Annotated in this window: 13 protein-coding genes; 5 read left to right on the top strand and 8 right to left on the bottom strand. The window is 45.2% G+C overall.

What is annotated here, in order from left to right; genetic code table 11:
• Window positions 1–56 precede the first annotated feature (56 nt).
• The 8 genes from tssA to tagH form a co-directional block, all read right to left on the bottom strand.
• Window positions 57–1,151 carry a type VI secretion system protein TssA gene (gene tssA, locus AC51G0_RS09835; protein WP_496298133.1) on the bottom strand — a complete coding sequence of 365 codons (1,095 nt, stop codon included), beginning with the start codon at window positions 1,149–1,151 and terminating at the stop codon, window positions 57–59.
• A 58-nt stretch (window positions 1,152–1,209) separates the two neighbouring features.
• The gene (locus AC51G0_RS09840; protein ID WP_496301916.1) at window positions 1,210–2,025 is read right to left on the bottom strand and encodes a PP2C family protein-serine/threonine phosphatase; all 816 of its coding nucleotides are present in this window, start codon (window positions 2,023–2,025) and stop codon (window positions 1,210–1,212) included.
• The gene (tagF, locus tag AC51G0_RS09845; protein ID WP_496298135.1) at window positions 2,019–2,711 is read right to left on the bottom strand and encodes a type VI secretion system-associated protein TagF; all 693 of its coding nucleotides are present in this window, start codon (window positions 2,709–2,711) and stop codon (window positions 2,019–2,021) included. The genes AC51G0_RS09840 and tagF overlap by 7 nt, the downstream gene beginning before the upstream one ends.
• Window positions 2,693–6,169, bottom strand: coding sequence for a type VI secretion system membrane subunit TssM (tssM, locus tag AC51G0_RS09850; protein WP_496298137.1), 3,477 nt, complete (start codon window positions 6,167–6,169; stop codon window positions 2,693–2,695). The genes tagF and tssM overlap by 19 nt, the downstream gene beginning before the upstream one ends.
• Before the next feature lie 92 nt (window positions 6,170–6,261).
• Window positions 6,262–7,572 (bottom strand): type VI secretion system protein TssL, long form, encoded by a 1,311-nt coding sequence (tssL, locus tag AC51G0_RS09855; RefSeq protein ID WP_496298138.1) that lies wholly within the window; start codon window positions 7,570–7,572, stop codon window positions 6,262–6,264.
• A 31-nt stretch (window positions 7,573–7,603) separates the two neighbouring features.
• Window positions 7,604–8,929 (bottom strand): type VI secretion system baseplate subunit TssK, encoded by a 1,326-nt coding sequence (gene tssK, locus AC51G0_RS09860; protein WP_496298139.1) that lies wholly within the window; start codon window positions 8,927–8,929, stop codon window positions 7,604–7,606.
• Window positions 8,930–8,960: 31 nt separating this feature from the next.
• Window positions 8,961–9,437 carry a type VI secretion system lipoprotein TssJ gene (gene tssJ / locus AC51G0_RS09865; RefSeq protein ID WP_496298141.1) on the bottom strand — a complete coding sequence of 159 codons (477 nt, stop codon included), beginning with the start codon at window positions 9,435–9,437 and terminating at the stop codon, window positions 8,961–8,963.
• The gene (gene tagH, locus AC51G0_RS09870) at window positions 9,437–10,828 is read right to left on the bottom strand and encodes a type VI secretion system-associated FHA domain protein TagH (RefSeq protein ID WP_496298142.1); all 1,392 of its coding nucleotides are present in this window, start codon (window positions 10,826–10,828) and stop codon (window positions 9,437–9,439) included. The genes tssJ and tagH overlap by 1 nt, the downstream gene beginning before the upstream one ends.
• A gap of 320 nt (window positions 10,829–11,148) precedes the next feature.
• Between tagH and AC51G0_RS09875 the strand changes: the two genes are divergently transcribed.
• The 5 genes from AC51G0_RS09875 to AC51G0_RS09895 all read left to right on the top strand — a co-directional run bounded on the left by AC51G0_RS09875 (window position 11,149) and on the right by AC51G0_RS09895 (window position 18,031).
• Window positions 11,149–13,137, top strand: coding sequence for a serine/threonine-protein kinase (locus AC51G0_RS09875; RefSeq protein ID WP_496298143.1), 1,989 nt, complete (start codon window positions 11,149–11,151; stop codon window positions 13,135–13,137).
• A 74-nt stretch (window positions 13,138–13,211) separates the two neighbouring features.
• The gene (locus AC51G0_RS09880; RefSeq protein ID WP_496298144.1) at window positions 13,212–15,248 is read left to right on the top strand and encodes a hypothetical protein; all 2,037 of its coding nucleotides are present in this window, start codon (window positions 13,212–13,214) and stop codon (window positions 15,246–15,248) included.
• Entirely contained in the window at window positions 15,235–15,897 is a 663-nt protein-coding gene (locus AC51G0_RS09885; protein ID WP_496298146.1) for a hypothetical protein, read from the top strand. The genes AC51G0_RS09880 and AC51G0_RS09885 overlap by 14 nt, the downstream gene beginning before the upstream one ends.
• A 99-nt stretch (window positions 15,898–15,996) precedes the next feature.
• The gene (locus AC51G0_RS09890) at window positions 15,997–17,463 is read left to right on the top strand and encodes a hypothetical protein (RefSeq protein ID WP_496298147.1); all 1,467 of its coding nucleotides are present in this window, start codon (window positions 15,997–15,999) and stop codon (window positions 17,461–17,463) included.
• On the top strand, window positions 17,450–18,031 hold the full coding sequence (locus AC51G0_RS09895) for a hypothetical protein (RefSeq protein WP_496298148.1): 582 nt from the start codon (window positions 17,450–17,452) through the stop codon (window positions 18,029–18,031). Before AC51G0_RS09890 ends, AC51G0_RS09895 begins: the two co-directional genes overlap by 14 nt.
• Window positions 18,032–18,066 lie beyond the last annotated feature (35 nt).

The following is an 18,066-nucleotide window of genomic DNA, read 5'->3' on the forward strand; positions in this document are numbered from 1 at the left end:
TCCCTATTTATTACTTCAAACTTTGATAATTCATTCGCTAAGCTGCAAATGCAGTATTACTTACTCTTTTCTGGTGCTATACCAACAAGGCGGAAATATCCTTTTCTTGCATCACCATCTGAAATAAGCTCTTCCAACAAATCAGGTAATGCCATATCACTCCATCGTACGACTTGCTCTATCGCGTAGGCCATCGGTGAATGAGGCTCGGTTTTCTTAAAAAACTCGGCAATATGCTTTAAATTATGAATCGCTTCTTTACGCGTATTTAGCTGTACATTTAATGTCGATGGCTCTTCAACCTCTGGGGATTCCGTGTCGTCTAACAGCAAAGGCGCATCAGAAGGCGTTTCTTTTAATTTTTCTTCGGCTAAGTACGCAACAGCATCAAGGCAAGCTTTCAAACGCTTGGAAATTTGCGTTGTTGGTAAAGGAAAACCACACGCACTGTCCATTGCCTCCACCAACAAGTTATAGGCTTGAATGCAATTTTGAATATCATGATATAGCTGTCGATAAAATGCGGGTTCTGATGCATTAACGGCATCAAGCACCGCTTTAAGCTCAACCCCTCCCGCATTAAGACGCTGCTTTTTTTTATCTTCGTCAAGGCGATCTATTTCTAGTGCCTGCTCATACTCCCAAAGTGCGTAGGCTTGTTCGCCATGGAGCTCCGTGATCGGAATACAGGCGATGGGCATCAACAAGGTTCCCTCGCCCTCCACTCCATTAAGGCCAACAAGAGGTGCAATACGGGTTTCCAGGCCATCTTCGTCTGGCGACGGGTATAGCTGTTGCCAAAAGTCTTCAATTAAAATATTGGCCGTAGTAAAGCCACACGCTAATCCGCTAAAACCATGATTACGTGCCAATGCCTCAATAAACCATGCTGTAAATTCCAAATCTTTATATTGTGTTGTCAGCAATAAAGGAACCTGATCCAATATGTCACGCCATTGGTGAGCATAATTAAGCAGCGGTTCATTATCGACTAACGCACTCCGCTCGGCTGCCCGTGCCGTATTACGCACATCTTTCAATGAAAAATAAGCAGAATAAGGGGATGCATCGCTACGGGGATCTTCCCCAGTAGGTAGTTCTTCTGAAATTGGCGTCTTTAGCGCTTCAAAATCAATTAAATCGTCATCCATGTCTTAACCTGTTCCCTAATCTGAAATCGTTTTTCCAATCTTGTAAACAATTCAACGTCTACCGCTTGGCGCTATTGAAAAGAGGGACCGTGTCATCATTTTCCGGCCTATCATGGCTTTCCATCGCAGCTTTCGTCACCCGGATTAAGACACTGGTTACATTGTCTGAAGCCCCTCTCACAAGAGCAGAATGCATTAGGGCTAGCCCTGAGTCAGTCACACTATGTGCTTGCATACAATGGGCTATATGATTGTCTGGCAACTCTTTTGTTAGACCATCTGTACATAGCAGGAACTGATCACCCCACGCCAACTCACCAGAGACCTGATCTATCACAACCTCGGGGCTAACCCCGATTGCCCTTGTGATCACATTGGCCATTGGATGATTTTCCGCGTCATCGGCACTAATTAGCCCTTGATCGACCATATCCATTACTTGGCTGTGATCTCTGGTTTTTTGTATCAACTGATGTTGGCGTAATAAATACAGACGGCTATCACCCACCCAAAGGCAGTGGTATAGCCCCCCCTGAATAAACAGAATGACAGCCGTCGTGCCTATGGTTTCACCCTGTAAATACCGCTGCGAATACTCGAATATTCTGCTATTAGCTTCATCGAGTGCTTCACGCAGGTAATCAATGCAATGCGACTCTTTGGGCCCCCCTTTTACAAACTGCTGCACCGTATCAACCAGCATCCTACTGGCTACATCCCCGGCCTTATGCCCTCCCATACCATCAGCAACCATCCAGACGCCTTCGACAGAACACTCCAAATAGGCATCCTCATTATAGGGCCTGACTTTTCCGGCATGAGTTTGTGCAAATGACATATAGCGCCAATTAGACTCTTTCGCTTCCATTACCATCCCCATTGCTCCCAGTTGCCATCCAACATTGCCGAAAACTGGCTGACTAACGGCAGCCCTTTCGTCACCAACGTACATTCAGATACCCGCTCGGAACCGGATGTCCACCAGATACAATAACGATCAAACTGTTCCCGAAAAGCATGATGAAGTAAGTGGTCGGGATGCAATCCTTGCCCACCTTGCAATATCAGCTGTTCACTGTTACCTGTCTCTATCATCACTGTAGGTAACGTGCTCTTCTCTTCAGGGAGCCAATCAGACGTAGTTAAATCGCTGACCCAACAGCCCAGGTCGATAGAGTCGTCCAGTAGTTTTAGGACGTGCTCTTCGGAATTCTCGCTCCACTGCCGTCGCTGCCAATAGAAGACAGCGGGCCGTTTGATATCAGCGGCCAGGGTAAAATAAAAATGCCTGCCTACCTGATCAATACTGGGCATCAACGTCCCCACCATACCGCTGTCGCCACACACACCCGGCGACAATGCAAAATGCCATACCGGGCTGGTTAAATAACAATCGAGCCACTCATCTCCAAGTTGTTCCCGACTGACTGCAAGCGTTGCCTGAAGCCATTCACCCCAGCCCCCAACAAAGGCAGGCGATAGCTGATCTTGAATGAAGTCGCCACGTTCTGGCACCTTGCCAAAATAGCCGAAGCATGGCTTTAGAGAATCACCGGGCATGAAAACCTCTCTAAATCATTCATCCAGAATGGATGGACTACGCTACTTGGTAACAATTTAAGCTCAGCCCTATTGCCTTTGACTTCAATTTTCACAAGGTTATCTTTACGCGTTTTAGCCCTGTGCCTTGCCGCCTCATCAAGCATTCTGAAAAGCCCCCAGCTTCCGGCATAGGTTTTGGTAAATGAATGGCCAGATTGCGGTGGGGTAAAGACCAGGCGCACCTTCGATGCCCCGCCTTTACCCGGCCATGAAAATTGCATTGCCCGTGTCGGCCCATGACGGTACATCATAGATTGGCCTCCTAGTTCAAACTTAAAGTTACTAATATGCTGATCTAGGTAGACCGTCTTAATATCAAACTCCACATTAGGTACTTGGCTATCCGGCTCAAAAAAGACATCCCGGATCCGCCTCGCTGACTCGAAAGCACGCAATGAGGCCTTGCTAACACCAATATTTTTTGTGAAGCGCCAAGTTCGTTTCGAAGTATCAACGAAAGGCTCAAGGTAAGCTGCGAAAAAGGTGTCCATCGTCCCGCCATAACCAAAGAAACGGGCAAAGTCTTTCAGTCGGACTTCTTTTCTTGCTCGGCTGTTAAATGGATACTTCCCTTCGATCGCGACTTTATATTCGCTGACAACCGTGTCTTGCCAAATCGTATTGAGATGGACTTTCGAACCTTGCTTCGCCAACTTCTTGGTTTGACGTCCAAGCTGATTAACCCATTGATTGAATGGTGGTGGCATACGGCTTTGGGCTTGGCTTAAAGAGCTATTGACACTGCCTTGGGTATTCCCACCCAGTAGGCTTTTATAAGCAACACTGTCGTTATCACCCGTTGACCTCAGCTCTGCCAGATAGTTATGTAGTAATACGAACGATTCACTTAGCGCGCTGAGTTCGTTTTCCTTTATCGCCAGCAGTGAAGAGAACTTGTCTTCTATTGGCTTACCTGGCAAATCAATTTCAACCGTAGGCATTTCATTAGGTAGATAGCGCGCAATTCTCGACTTTTTACGTTCGAGCGCAACACTGGCAGCGTTGCCGGCTATTTCACCCGCAGCCTTAGCATTTTCAGTAATCGGCAAAGCGGTTAACCGGAGCTGCTTCTGTATCCCTATAATCAAGCTCTCTATTGGCTGCTCTGATCCTGCCAATACTTTTGCCTGTTCCAGGCCATCCTTAGCATTGGTATAAGGTTTGAGCCTGATATCACCAAGCAACTGGGTCCACTCATACACATAGTCCCGGTAGTACTTGTCATTAACTGACTGAGTCACCTGGTCACGGGTCGTTTCTTCAAGCAACAACTCATCGCCATAAACCCAACTGTCCTCCATAAGGCTTTTGACAATTCGCTTGTTCTCCAGCTGAAAAATCCCATGGAACCCGCTATAGGTATACAGACCGGAGATCCCCTCTGCGAGCGCCTTCCCACTACGTCGTTCGAAGATACGGTGACTTTCGGTACCCAGTACATCTGTCAGCCTGAAATTAGGTACATGGCTATCGAGGTATTCGATCCTCAAGCGCTGATAGGCTCGCTCAGCCAGAGGCATTTGAGTCAATATGCTTCTGGCTGTCTGAATCGCATCATCATCAGCCCCCACACCGGTAATGCCTAGCTTGAGAACATTTTCAGTATGTTCCATTAGCGATTGCCGTACTGGAACATTGACCTCCCCCGGAAAGGTTCGCTCAAAAAATACAGAGAACCAGCTAAGTACCTGAGCCTCTTCATAATGTGCGGCGTCAAACAGCATGAGGTACGTTTTCAAGGTCTCATAAAGGTATTCGAGGTAACCCTCGTTTACTTTCATTTCGTCTTGCAAAGATGCCGCTAGGTAAGGGGCAAAATACCCTTGTAATCCCCGTTCGTAAGCGGCATTGGCTGGCTGGCCGATCTTATCGCCCTGATATAAACCAAGGTACTTAAATTCATCGGAATCAAGCATCCTGCCACTGTAGCCCGCAGGAATATTTTTCAGTTTGTCGAGTGCCCGAGCCAAGGTCACAACATCTGTTTCCGGGGTGAGTTCAGGCGATACTATTTGTTGATATTCTTCAACCGCTGCGCTTGCCTGGGTGATCAACGTTTTATTCCAATGATAACTATTGGACCATAACGTCCCCACGGCAGCCATAGAGATAAATCCGCTGGCGAGGACCCCGCGTCTCAGCCACAGATTTTGTTTTTGATGATTGCGATTGACGGTACCAAGGTATTTTTCGGGAAAGATCACTTCTTCAAATAATCGTTTGATGAAATAACCTTTTGTTTCATCTCCTGGCTGTTGGAGTGGCACTTGACCTAAACCAAGTCCCCCCGAGGTTTCAGCCATCACCCGATCGATCGGAATACCTTCCTGGGTAGCACTCGCAATATATACGCCACGCAACATTGGTGCTTCTTCAAAAGAGTTGGGGGTGAAAACCTCTTTTAGAAAATCGTCGGCAGCTGACTGAAGGGAGCGTAATTGTTTAGGAAATTCATAAACCAGCGTCCGCTTGTCAATATCTCGCACATTTTGCATACGGGTATTCATTCGACCCACCAGGCTCCGGAGCATAGTGTGGAATTCACGGTTGAACATACCCACAACACCACGCTCCGGATCTTCGGCATGCTCAGGAAATGTCATTCCCCAAACTTGTTCACGCTGCTCTTGGTTTAAATCGGCAAAATACTCGCTAAACCCGGCAACCAAATCAGCTTTAGTCAAGATCACATAAACCGGAAAGTGCATTCCAAGCTGATTTTGCAGCTCCTGAATTCTATGCTTGATTGCACGTGCGTGAAGGTTTCGCTCGGTCCGAGTCTGGGTTAGCAAACTCGCAAGGCTTACCGTCACTATCGCCCCATTAATTGGCCGGCGCGTACGATACTTTTTAAGCAGGCCAAGAAAGCCCAGCCACGCCCTTGAGTCCTGATCACTGTTACTATCCTGGGTGGTGTAACGGCCCGCGGTGTCAATCAGCACCGCTTTATTTGTAAACCACCAATCACAATGCCGAGTACCACCGATCCCCGCTAACGGATCATTGCCCAGCTTATCTTTCAGTGGGAATTCCAAACCAGAGTTATGCAGCGCAGTAGTTTTGCCGGTACCAGGAGGGCCAATAAGAATATACCACGGTAACTGGTAAACACTTTTTCCTCGTATAAGCGAAGAACTATTCAAGACCTCAAGCGCTTGTACTATTCGAGAACGAAGTGTTTCGATTTCTTGTTTAGAGAAATCATCAGCATTATCATCCTCGTTGCCATCAAGTAATGTTTTAACGGCTTTTTCATTCTGCTTTTTATTTCTTGTTTGAGAGCCAATATTAATAGCGCCCCACAGTAGCGCCAGAAACAACAGTACAGACAGCCTTGATACAGGACTAGATAATGGCTCAGATCCTGCGACAGCAATTAATGGGCCGCCAAACCAAATCAATAGCGAAACGGCCATGAACCCTAGTAAGGTAACCGCCCATTTAGAACACAAAATCTGCCCAACGCGCTTAAAAAATCCATTTTTGAACATTACTTCAGTCCAATCCCTTATTGTAAGTAAAGTAAATCAATCTCGACACGACGATTGCTTGCCCGGTTAGCGGTACTGTCGTTAGGGTTTCTTGGTTTTGAGTCTCCTAACCCTTCCGGCCATAAACGGCCATGCAGATCCGTGCCTAACGCCATTGAATGAGCGACAGCAGTGGCCCTAGCTAAAGACAAGTGCCAGTTCGACGGATATTTACTCGTAAAAATAGGCTGGTCATCAGTATGTCCGGTGATCAATATACGGCCACGGGTTGATTCCAACGCCCTTGCAACTTTGGAAAGTAACGGTATTAATGCTTCCTGTACTTCAGCACTTCCCGATAAGAACAACTCGCTCGATTTGATAATGATGCGTACACGGTCGGGCAGTTCAACAAGCTCAATGGCCCCTCTTTCGACTTCGCTTTGCAGTAACTGCTGCAAGTACAAAGAATCTGGGGCTTGCGAAGGTTGCGATATAGATTCTTTAGGCTCCCATCTCGCCAAGCTGTTTATCTGTGCGAAAACCTGATTGGAATAAGCGTTAATGTTATAGCTAAAGGTCATATAAACAGCCAGGGTCAAAGCGGCAAGCACAGATATAATGACCCATAGAGGCATTCCATTCTTTGGTTCTGAACCATGTAATACTGAGTCTTTCCATGCCGAAGACAATTCTGTTTCTGGCTCCCCCTGCTGACTGAGTAAAGCCTGGTATATCTTTTCCCGGTAACCCTCCAGTCTTTCCATACCTCGCTCTTCAACTCGCATCTTGCCAACAAAACCTAATGACAAGCATAAATACTGTAACTCGAGTAGCTGCCAATTCACTTGCGGCTCGGTCAATGCACTATCCAGAAGTGTATAGAAATACTCACCGCCGAATGTCTCGGCATGGAATGTAGAAAGCAGACTATCAGTCGACCAATTAGACTGGCCTCCCCACACCGTATTTAGGACAGTCTCATCGATAAATGAACAAAGGCAGTACCTTGCGGCTTCAGTCTTTTCACTGTTTATCGATAAACGACGAAGGCGTGTTTCATACTCACGTACCAGGTCAATACAGTTTTGCTGGAAAAAAGTGACATCACTATGTGCCGCCGTACTGCGTATTTGTCCAATAATGGATAATAGTCTCCCCGCCTCTTCTATCAGCGGGTTGTCACCTATTGGCAGCAGTCCACTGTATTGATTGCCGCCCTTTATTTTGGTTAATACCACGGTCTGATCAGCAGCTTGGGCACTCCCCAGCTTGGCGTCATTATTGGCGTCATTCGCCTTGCCTCGAATACCAGGCCGAGGTTTAATAAACGTTGCCTCTGACATCATCCTATATCCTTAAACCGAACAATGTATTTTCCTAATTGATTGCCCATAACTGCATATCCAAACCCGGATATTTCCCCGAGAGATGAAGGGCAATGCCCCCACTGGCACTTAAGCGTTGCCAATAGTCATTGCTTTTATCTAATTGAAAATAGTGATAGCCCGAATGATAGGGGATCTGACGAGGAGCAACTGGCAATGCCGTAGTTGCAATACCTGGCAGTTGGTTGTTGACCAAATCTCGAATATGCTCAACAGGGCCAATTTTAACCTGGGCCGGAAATCGTCGGCGTAGCTCTTCGGCAGGGATATCTGCTTTGACCGCAATAACAAACGTCGCCCGTTCCAACAGCGCCTTATCCGGTATGGCCGCCACTCTAATACCAAACTTTGTCGCCTCGATGGGTAACTGTACTGCCGTCTGCTCCAGGACGGAGCTCATGTACTGGTTAAGCACAATCATGATATTACCCAGCACCATAGTCAGGTCATCATGTAAATACACGGGCAGCTCAGGAGGTCGTTTGTTATCGCCAGAAAACGTGGCCAGTTCTCCAGCCATTGATAATAAATAACGGCAAAATGCCTCCGGGTGTAAACCATCGGTGACTTCGATATGGCTCAACAAAGGCTCATACCGATTCAGCAATTGAAGCATAAGAAAATCAGCGATAGAGCTCGCCGTCCCCTGCCCTTGGCTTAAACGGCTGGCAACACTGTCTGCACGTAATTTCACCATCCCACGCAACTCAGTAATAAATCGCTTTATTACCTGGTTACGCTGAATATTCAGGCAAGGAGGAATATACTTGTCATCAAGGATCACCCTCCCTTCTTCGTTAATTTCGATAACTCGCGCAATGGGTAGAGCGACATAGCCAGATAAGCTATCACTCGACAGCTTCAATTCCAGCGACAATTTAGCAAGCTGTAATACATCGGTAGCATCACAACCAACCGCATAATCCGCAACCTCATGATCATCATAACGATACCGAGTTACTTGTGAACTATCATGCGCTGCGATATTTACCGCCCCAACCTGCTCTATGGGAATAGCCAGGTAGATAATTTGCTCCCTGACACTTCTATCTAGTTGAATAGGGAAAGGCAAGACATCCCGCTTGGGGCTAACGACGGCACTTCCATCCGGCATCCGGGCATAAATGCTCTCGATCCCCAGTTTGCCATGACTCAGCAAAGCATCATCTAGGGCCAGTTCAAACACGCCCCACGAGTAACAATAGGCCTGAGTAACAAGCTCATTCAGCTCATTCAAAATAAAGCGTTCTTGCTGCTGGAAATGCTGAGGACGCAAAAACATCCCCTCACTCCAGGCAACACGACTAAAATCGCTCATATCCGTTTTTCCTTACACCATGAACTTGTCGTTAGGGGTTATCAATAAACACGGCCAGCTCGCCAACATTGATACGGTATGTTCGGTATTCGGTGGGATCTATTTCGACAACTTCACGCCAGCGTGCATTGTCAATATCACGATAGGCCACTAAAATTCCTGCGTAACGGCTCCCAGGCGCCAAGCTCAGATCGTAAAAATGCTGAGAACCAGGCGCAAACTCGAACTCATTTTTTAAAATCAAGTCAGGACCAAGATACTTCTCCGGTTCATCATAAAGAGAGAAGAAGTCCTGGCTTTCAAATATCGTTTTTGATGACAACTCAAACACTTTAACGACAACAGGTGATGCCCTTCCTTTCAGGTCGGGATTAACATGACGAGAAACGTCAAACTTTAAAGTGGTATAAGATGGGAGAACATAGTTGGCAACAGTACAGGCACTAATAAATAATGAAGCAACAATTACAAAAGCTAATTTAAAATGTATTCTCATTCTTACACCCATTATTTAATCCCTTTAGAGCTTGCTTCATATGCTTTAACAAAATCATCCCAATAAAAGACGCTATTCGAGTCCTCAAGATCCTGTTCTAATCGACGATACATTGCTTCATAGGCTGCCCAATTTTTGATATTTGAACTACCCGGAGATAACCGTTGCCAGAATTGTCGTTCTGATGTTTTCTCGGCAATTGATTCAGGAGAAAGTGTGTTCATGATCCCGCCTACCGCCCCAACCACGCCGGCCAATAGTGCTTTTTCATGTTTTTCTATATCTGCAAATGCTTCGGTTATTGCCTGGTCTGCAGGTAAAAAACTGGCACTATTTCGACTGAATAAGTTATGAATTGCATCTTCTAATGTGGCCGAAAACTTCAGGGGGTTATTTTCCTGGCGCTTGAAGAGCGTCTGATTCAAGCGGCTACTCTGCTTAAAGGCAGAGCGTTGATGTAACGACTCCATTAACCCTGTCATCAGGTGCTGCATCGAGACACCTAGTTCGTACCACCATTGCTCATCCGTTTCTGCGGGAACCATATTTCGGCTAATACCGAGGCCGCGAACAAACGCATCCAACCCCGTTGCTGATTCCCCCGTTACAAACGAGGCTGACTGCAAAACGGGCGCGCTTGTTTTCTGACAAACAACATCGCTTTCATCTTGAAAGCAATTTTCTTCAACGTTTTGCTCTAGCTCAAACTCTTCCGTTAAGTATTTTGAGTCTATGCCATCAGGGGTTTCAGCACTAAACATCGCACTCCAATCTTCAGGGATTGGAAGATCATGCATTCGTTCCGGGATAGAGTCTTCACGACTCGGAGCGACAAAACTATCTTCAACATTACCCATGAAAACGGGTAACGGCATTTCAGCATCTGGCTTTTGGGCGAAATTATTATTCTCAACTGAACTTACTTTATTTAGTCGGCTAGTCGGAATACCAAAGTTCCAGTCATCATGAGACGCTTTATCCTCTTCAGCCAGCAATTCTTGTTGCGACTTTACTCTTACGGCATCACGTTGTTTATCCGTTGGCGTTAGCCCCATGCCATTCAAAGAGACCTCAATTTCATAGTCTCCAAATACAATAAAATCACCATCGCTAAGGATATGGTTATTCTCTTTTCCTAATGGCTCCACCGAACGATTGATAAATACCCCATTTGTGGACACATCAATAATCGCGATCTCATTACCACGCTTTTTAACAAGAGCATGCCTACCTGAGATAACCCGATCAGGATCAGGAAGACACCAGTCACATTGTTCGGAACGACCAACGACATACACTTGCGATTTACCATTGAAAACCAACGTCTTTTGGGCTTCTAAATCAGACGTAAAGCGATGATAGCTCACAACTGAAAGCGTTAACTCCATAACAATATCTTCCATCACAAAACATAAAATCGAGACAAATCACCAAAATGGATAAATTTACAAAATTATCAATTGCAACTAATCAATTTTCCGTCGATTCGAACAAGTTGGGGCGATAGTAAAAACATCATTTTGAAATAGCAACGAAGCTTCTTTGATCCTTTTTAATTATTCCACTCACTTCATAAAAAACAGATGCAAGTAGTTTCATATAACTATTGTTACTTAGTCCCTCACCGCATTCTTTTTAAAAGCGCCTAGGTTCAATCTTAAAATACTGATATTCAAGAAGCTCTAAGACTGCAGTGGCTAGATTGTGTGGAGAAGTAACCGTTATGGAACACCCTGAAAAAAAAAACACTGGTATTTCTAATAGCCAAGAAACAGATATTCCAAATGCTCAAGCAACAAAGAACAATACACATGAAGGCAAAGTTGTTAAGGGACGGTATAGAATTGAAACACTCACCGCCCACGGTGGGATGTGTGATGTTTATCAGGCAACAGACTTATTACTGGAAGCGTCAGGTAGCAGTTCTCCGCATGTCGCGCTAAAAGTGTTACAGAGGGAATACATCAATCAACCGGGTGCTGCCAAAATCCTGATTCGAGAGGCACAAAAAACCCAACAGCTAAGCCATCCCAATATTATCCGTGTTTATGATTTTGGTGGAGAAAAGCAAGCGCATTACCTAGTCATGGAATGGCTTGATGGCGAAACACTTGAAGAAGTAATTCTTCGTTCCCGCCCGAATGGGCTTAGTTATAAAAGTGCAATCAAGCTTCTGGATCAAATAATTTCTGCGCTTAAGTATGCTCATAGTCAAGGTGTCGTACACGCAGATTTGAAACCAAGTAACATAATGCTTACCCGAGACGGTACCATTAAAATTTTCGACTTTGGCGTTTCAAGAGCATTCAATATAAATGCCGATTCTTATTCAGCAGACATTCAGAATGAAACCAACGCCCTCAGCGGCTATACCCCAACCTATGCTTCACCGGGCCTATTACAAGGCAAGGAGCCTGAAGTAAAGGATGACATTTTTGCCTTCAGCTGTATCGCTTATGAGTTATTAACCAGCCAGCACCCATTCAAACGCAAACCTGCTGACATTGCACAAAAAGCCCAAATGAAGGCAGAAAAACCCCGAAATATCAGCCCCCATAAATGGCGCATTCTTCGCCAAGGGCTTCAATTTCAGGCACATCACCGCCTGGCTAGTTTCTCTGAGTTCGACAAACGCCTTAACCAGCATTACGGGCCTATCGTCGGCTCTCTGGCCGCTGCATGCTGCCTTGCTGGTGCTATCGGTTATGGATACCAACAAAAAGAAACGGAAATCAAACAACTCTCCGATAGCCTACAACAACTTCAGCAGACCGTAGCAGACGAGCATCAGCTCACTAAACTCTCCGCATCTGAGCTCATTAATATTATCCCTACCTTACCTGCCCAGAAGTCACTAGTAAAAGATGGCCTGCTTCGTCAGAAACAACAACTGGTGAAGGCTATTTATGAACAGCGCATCAATACCATCTTAAATAACCGAGAAGATCGTTACCCTGATTATTACGCCGTCGAAGAAGAAATCCTGGCCGCAAAAAAACTTTATCCCGATTCGCAAACTCTCAACGCTATCGCTGAGGACATAAGTAACAGCTGGCAATCCACCATCGAAATGCTGGTACAGCGGATCAACTCGTTGCTGGAGAAAGGTCAATACCAACAACAAGATAACGGTGATGATATTTTTCTACTCTTGGCTGACTTGAAACAAGTAAAGACCAATTACCACTTCAAACCAACAACAAAAGCAGAAGACATGTTTTCAGCCGCTTTTGACAAGGCAATCAAATCGCTTGATTTATCTGATCTCAAGCAACTAATTAGCGTTGGGGAATTGTATTTTTCTAATAGTTCGACTCAAAAAGAGTTATTGGCATTTGGCGGAAAGCTAAAAGGCTCTGTACAAGAAATGGTCGACTATCAATCACTACTAGCAGAGGGGCATACACCCGATTATCCTTACAAGGCAGCAACACTTTACTATGATAATAGCTTTACTGAACTTAACTCGAAACTCAGTAAAGTTAAAAACGTTACTCAGTTAGATTCTCTGAATAAAGACGTAGAGACACTCGCTAGCCAATTGCCAAATGACTTTTCTCCTCTCATTCATATTCGCCTTTCAATGGCTACACAATACCTGAATTTTTCAGAGCAACTCCTCAAAGCTCGTAAGGAAAGAACAGCGAGCATTGTTATGAAAAAAGCGAACAACCTATTTGCAGAAGTTGAAAAAGCAAGAGCGGCATATTAACGCTCAAACGTATTTTGACTTGTTACTACCAACTGATGACAAAGACTTTATGCAGGTTTTAAGGAGATACGGCTGTGCACTTTGAAACGACACTCGCCAATGCCAAATTCAATCAGACACTATTGGTTGACGCGGTAGGGCTATGTTATGTCATCGCACCTGCCCACAGAGCCATTGACGGTGATCCGAGCCTCGCCAAGGAGCAGTATAAAAACAAGTACTGGGCAGATCGTTTACTCCGAACCCACTGCAACATGTGGGGTTATCGTTTCGATTTATTGAAGCTATATCACCAGCTCTACCCTAACCCATTACAGCACCATAGATCTATTGACGAGATGATCGATGAGCTCAGCAATCGCATGGCTAACGGTGATTTATTGGTTTTTTGTGTTGATAACCTCATACCACCGCCACCGAACGCCACCAATGCTGATGTGCCAATGGCCAGTACCATCAAAATTGAAAAAAACAGGCCTGCGACTCATTCCCAGCCTCTCACCCAAGGCGGTAAGGAGGAAGTCAAACCGCAAAAACTCGAAGTGTTTGATCTTTCCTGCACCTTACCCGACGGCAAACCAGCAGCTAACATTCCGTACAAGGTCAAGCTGCTATCATCCGGCACGGTGCTTGAAGGCAAACTTGATAATACCGGTACCCAGCACTTTAATAACCTCAAGCCCGGCGATGTCGAAGTGATTTTTGGCAAGCCGATTTCTGAATCGGACATCGAAGCCACCCGAACTCAAATCAGCCAGGTACTCGATAGCATTATTGCCGGGCAACGAGCACAAGCGGCAGAGCTTGACGCCGAATACCAACAGATGAATATGCTGGGAAAAGGGGCGAAATTAGCCAGTGAAGTCGGAAAAGGGCTTTACGATGCTGGAGCTGGGCTGCTTGAATTTATCGATGATGTCCATGCTGCGACAAGTGCGACCAGATATCTTCAAAGAGCGGCTTCAGCCGCATGGGAAACAAACAATACCGTCACAGATGACTGGCTAACAACGTTCAATGACAATTTCAATAACAGCAACCATCAAGCTTTTGTTAAAGCACTGGGTTTCGACCCGGGTTCAATTAATAAAGAAACGATCACCGAAGCCTACGAGATCGCCAGCTTTGTTAAAAACGATCCGGCGACACAAAGCGCATTATTAAACTTTGCCAAAGAATTTGCCAAAGCCCAACATCAACAGGAATGGGCCTATATCGGCGGCGGCGCACTATTTGAAATTGCCCTTACCGCACTACTGGCAGCAGCCACTGGCGGCTTAGGCGCTGCAGGGAATGTCGCTAGCAAAGCAAGGCATACCGGGGAATTCGCCAAACTCGGTGGCTTGCTGAAAAAGCTAACAAAGCAGCTTAAGCAGAAAGCCCAGTACAAGGTTAAGCGCGGGCAAACCAATGGCGCGGTCGAGCATCAACTTGCAAGGCCTGAGGGTGCTGAGGTGCCGACGGGAATTAAACCGTTGAGACTCGATGAAGAATGGTTTGATAACAAGACCTTCAACCAATCGCCTCATGCAGGGCTTCATAACCATGATGATTTAAGACCCGATGTACAAAAAGACTCCTTTACAACGGCCAGGAAAATTGACTTTATTAATCTCTCACAGTCAGACAAAGCTGCTGTAAAAGCGTTAAGAGAACAAGGGTGGGACAATGAAATGATTTCTCAGGTGTTAAGCTCGGGCAATGATAGTTTTAAACTTAACGAGATAAAAGCCGGAGATAAACTTTATGGCTTTACAAGTAAAGGATGGGATAAACCCATTGATTCAGCATATTGGGCTGATGAAGCAAGCTTTTTAGATGTAAAAACAAAGTATTTCGAAAACGGCAAGTGGGATAAAGAAGGTGTTAAAAACTATCTTGCACTTCCTTGTTATAATAAAGCCGACAGTATCGATATTGCCAAAGTAACTCAGGATACTACTGTTGTTGAATCTCAAATCGGCAAAGCAACAGAACTACTCCAATATATTGGAGATAATGGCTATACCACAGGGCTTAAGCCCAAAAACATGTCTGGTGGCGGTAATCAAGTGACTGTGGATCCCAAGTATATTCAATCAGTACGGAATCAAACAGATGCCAAACACTAATGAACAACGTCTAGATATTATATCTAACTGTAATCTACTACTTACCAAGCTTCGTGGCTACAAACAGGCGGATAACCGACCTGAGGGCCGTATGATAGCACAGTTAACCTGGCTTAAAGAACACGCTATAAATAATCAACTTCCTCTCCCTGTCGACCCAGTTATGTTAAGTACTCTACGATATGTCTATCTTGATGCTGCAATAGATCATATCGCTAGCAACCCTAAAGATGGAGACTGTATTTATCAAGAAATAAGAATCCCCATGAGGAAGATACTATCCTTGGCATTTCATGCAAGGTTAATAGTTAAAGACGTCTATATGGGATTTATCCCATTATGTATTGATGCATTGCTTTACCAATTAAAAAAATCCCCAAGAAAATTATCACTTCATGAAACCCAATTACAAGATGATCTGATGAAGTTGCGAGATTTAATCTCGAACAGAATGATAACCATACCTCAAAAAACATGCATACCTGACTTCGAAAGTTTCATTGAATGTCAATTTTCCTTAGAGGATATTCCCAACATTATTAAGTTATTTAGAATCGTGGATAGTCTAATATACAACGGTGAAAGGCCTGATACCTGGCTGACTCCTGAAGATGCGGAAAGAGAAGTAAAGTCTTATTTCTCACTGTAACATACACAAATTAAATTCTTAATTATCAGTGTAAGTAACGCCAATAAATGACTTTTGAATTGCCCTACTACCCGCTTATAACAGGCGGTGCGGTAGCCGTTGCCAGACAGCATTGCACAACTTAGACGCCGGGACGTCAAGGTTACCTTCGGCAACCCCATCTCTGAATCGGACATTAATACCACCCGAACTCAAATCAGCCAGGTACTCGATAGTATTATTGCCGGGCAACGAGCACAAGCGACAGAGCTTGACGCCGAGTACAAGCAGATGAATATGCTGGAAAAAGGGGCAAAATTAGCCAGTGAAGTCGGAAAAGGGCTTTACGATGCTGGATCTGGGCTGCTTGAATTTATCGATGATGTGCATGCCGCGACAAGTGCGACCAGATATCTTCAAAGAGCGGCTTCAGCCGCATGGGAAACAAACAATACCGTCACAGATGACTGGCTAACAACGTTCAATGACAATTTCAATAACAGCAACCATCAAGCTTTTGTTAAAGCACTGGGTTTCGACCCGGGTTCAATTAATAAAGAAACGATCACCGAAGCCTACGAGATCGCCAGCTTTGTTAAAAACGATCCGGCGACACAAAGCGCATTATTCAACTTTGCCAAAGAATTTGCCAAAGCCCAACACGAGCAAGAGTGGGCCTATATCGGCGGCGGCGCGTTATTTGAAATTGCCCTTGCCGCCCTGCTGGCTGCCACAACCGGCGGCCTAGGCGCAGCAGGCGCCGTTGCCAGCAAAGCCCGCTATACCGGGAAACTTGCCGAACTTGGCCAGTTACTAAAAACCCTAACCAGGCAGCTTAAGCAAAAAGCCCTGTACAAGGTCAAGCGCGGGCAAACCAATGGTGCGGTCGAGCACCAGATTGCAAGGCAGGATGGGGCTGAAGTGCCGACCTCAATAAAACCACTTACGCTTAGTGAAGAGTGGTTTGATCACAAGACGTTCAACCAGTCGCCACATACAGGGCTCCATAACCATGATGGCCTAACGCCTAATTTTGACGAGGTAAGTAAATCGTTTAAAACTGTGCGTAAAGTTGACATGGACAACCTATCCCAAAATGACAGCAAAGCCAAAGAAGCATTGAGGGCACAAGGATGGGATAGTAGCAGGGTTGAAGAAATTCTCAGCTCAGGGGAAGACAGTTTTTCTGTTGAAACTATTCAGGCGGGTGAAAAACTGTACGGATTTACTACCAAAGGGTTTGACAAAAACATAGCGACTTCGGCCTACTGGGCTGATGAAGCCAGTTTTATTGATGTAAAAAATAAATTTTACCGCAATGGAAAATGGGACAAGGAAGGGGTTAAAAACTACCTTGCCCTACCGTGTTTTAATGCGGCCAATGCCATTGATGTGGCAGAGGTTACCGAAGATACCACTGCTGTAAAATCCACGATTGGGCAGGCCACAGAACTACTGCAATATGAAGGTAAAAATGGCTACACCACTGAACTTATCCCTAAGCTAATGAATGGCGGCGGGCAACAAGTGGCTGTCAAGCCCTCATATATCAAATCTGTAAGGAATCAGTCAGATGCCAAATACTAATGAACAACGCCTCGATATTATCGATAACTGCAACATACTCCTCAACAAATTGGCAGGATGTAACCCAACCGATAACACCCCAGAGGGGCGGATGATAGCCCAGCTAATCTGGCTGAAAGAGCGGGCAGAAAACCAAGACCTTCCCCTGCCCGTCCAACACGAGATGCTGGGAACCTTGAGGTATATTTACATGGACGGCACCATTAACTTTCATGCCAGTAACCCCAACGATAGAGAATGTATCTACTGGGAAATGGAAGTCCCTATGCGTAGATTGTTAAGTTTGACTAAACATGGCCGCCTACTTATAAGGAATGAATATTTAAAATTTATTCCCACTTGCATTGACGCCTTACTATTTCACCTAAGTCATTCGCATAGAAAACTAATAGCCAACGAACTGAAATTTTGTGACGACTTAAAGGTTTTAAAAGGGTTGATTTCAGAAAAAAAATCAGCTTTCCGCAAAGAACATGCATGCCACAGTTTGAAAGCTTTATTTACGCAGAAAATTCACTTGCTGATATCAAAGGAGCGCAAAACGTATATTACATTGTCGACGATTTAATTTATAGCGGTGTAAGACCTGATAGTTGGTTAACC

The organism is Photobacterium sp. HL06, assembly GCF_059552575.1.

Bases quoted from the DNA above. Each gene is read 5' to 3' on its own strand.
- tagH (WP_496298142.1), bottom strand. From the start codon at position 10,828: ATGGAAGATATTGTTATGGAGTTAACGCTTTCAGTTGTGAGCTATCAT.
- tssA (WP_496298133.1), bottom strand. From the start codon at position 1,151: ATGGATGACGATTTAATTGATTTTGAAGCGCTAAAGACGCCAATTTCA.
- tssL (WP_496298138.1), bottom strand. From the start codon at position 7,572: ATGATGTCAGAGGCAACGTTTATTAAACCTCGGCCTGGTATTCGAGGC.
- tagF (WP_496298135.1), bottom strand. From the start codon at position 2,711: ATGCCCGGTGATTCTCTAAAGCCATGCTTCGGCTATTTTGGCAAGGTG.
- AC51G0_RS09875 (WP_496298143.1), top strand. From the start codon at position 11,149: ATGGAACACCCTGAAAAAAAAAACACTGGTATTTCTAATAGCCAAGAA.
- AC51G0_RS09840 (WP_496301916.1), bottom strand. From the start codon at position 2,025: ATGGTAATGGAAGCGAAAGAGTCTAATTGGCGCTATATGTCATTTGCA.
- tssK (WP_496298139.1), bottom strand. From the start codon at position 8,929: ATGAGCGATTTTAGTCGTGTTGCCTGGAGTGAGGGGATGTTTTTGCGT.
- tssM (WP_496298137.1), bottom strand. From the start codon at position 6,169: ATGGCCGTTTCGCTATTGATTTGGTTTGGCGGCCCATTAATTGCTGTC.
- tssJ (WP_496298141.1), bottom strand. From the start codon at position 9,437: ATGGGTGTAAGAATGAGAATACATTTTAAATTAGCTTTTGTAATTGTT.
- AC51G0_RS09895 (WP_496298148.1), top strand. From the start codon at position 17,450: ATGCCAAATACTAATGAACAACGCCTCGATATTATCGATAACTGCAAC.
- AC51G0_RS09885 (WP_496298146.1), top strand. From the start codon at position 15,235: ATGCCAAACACTAATGAACAACGTCTAGATATTATATCTAACTGTAAT.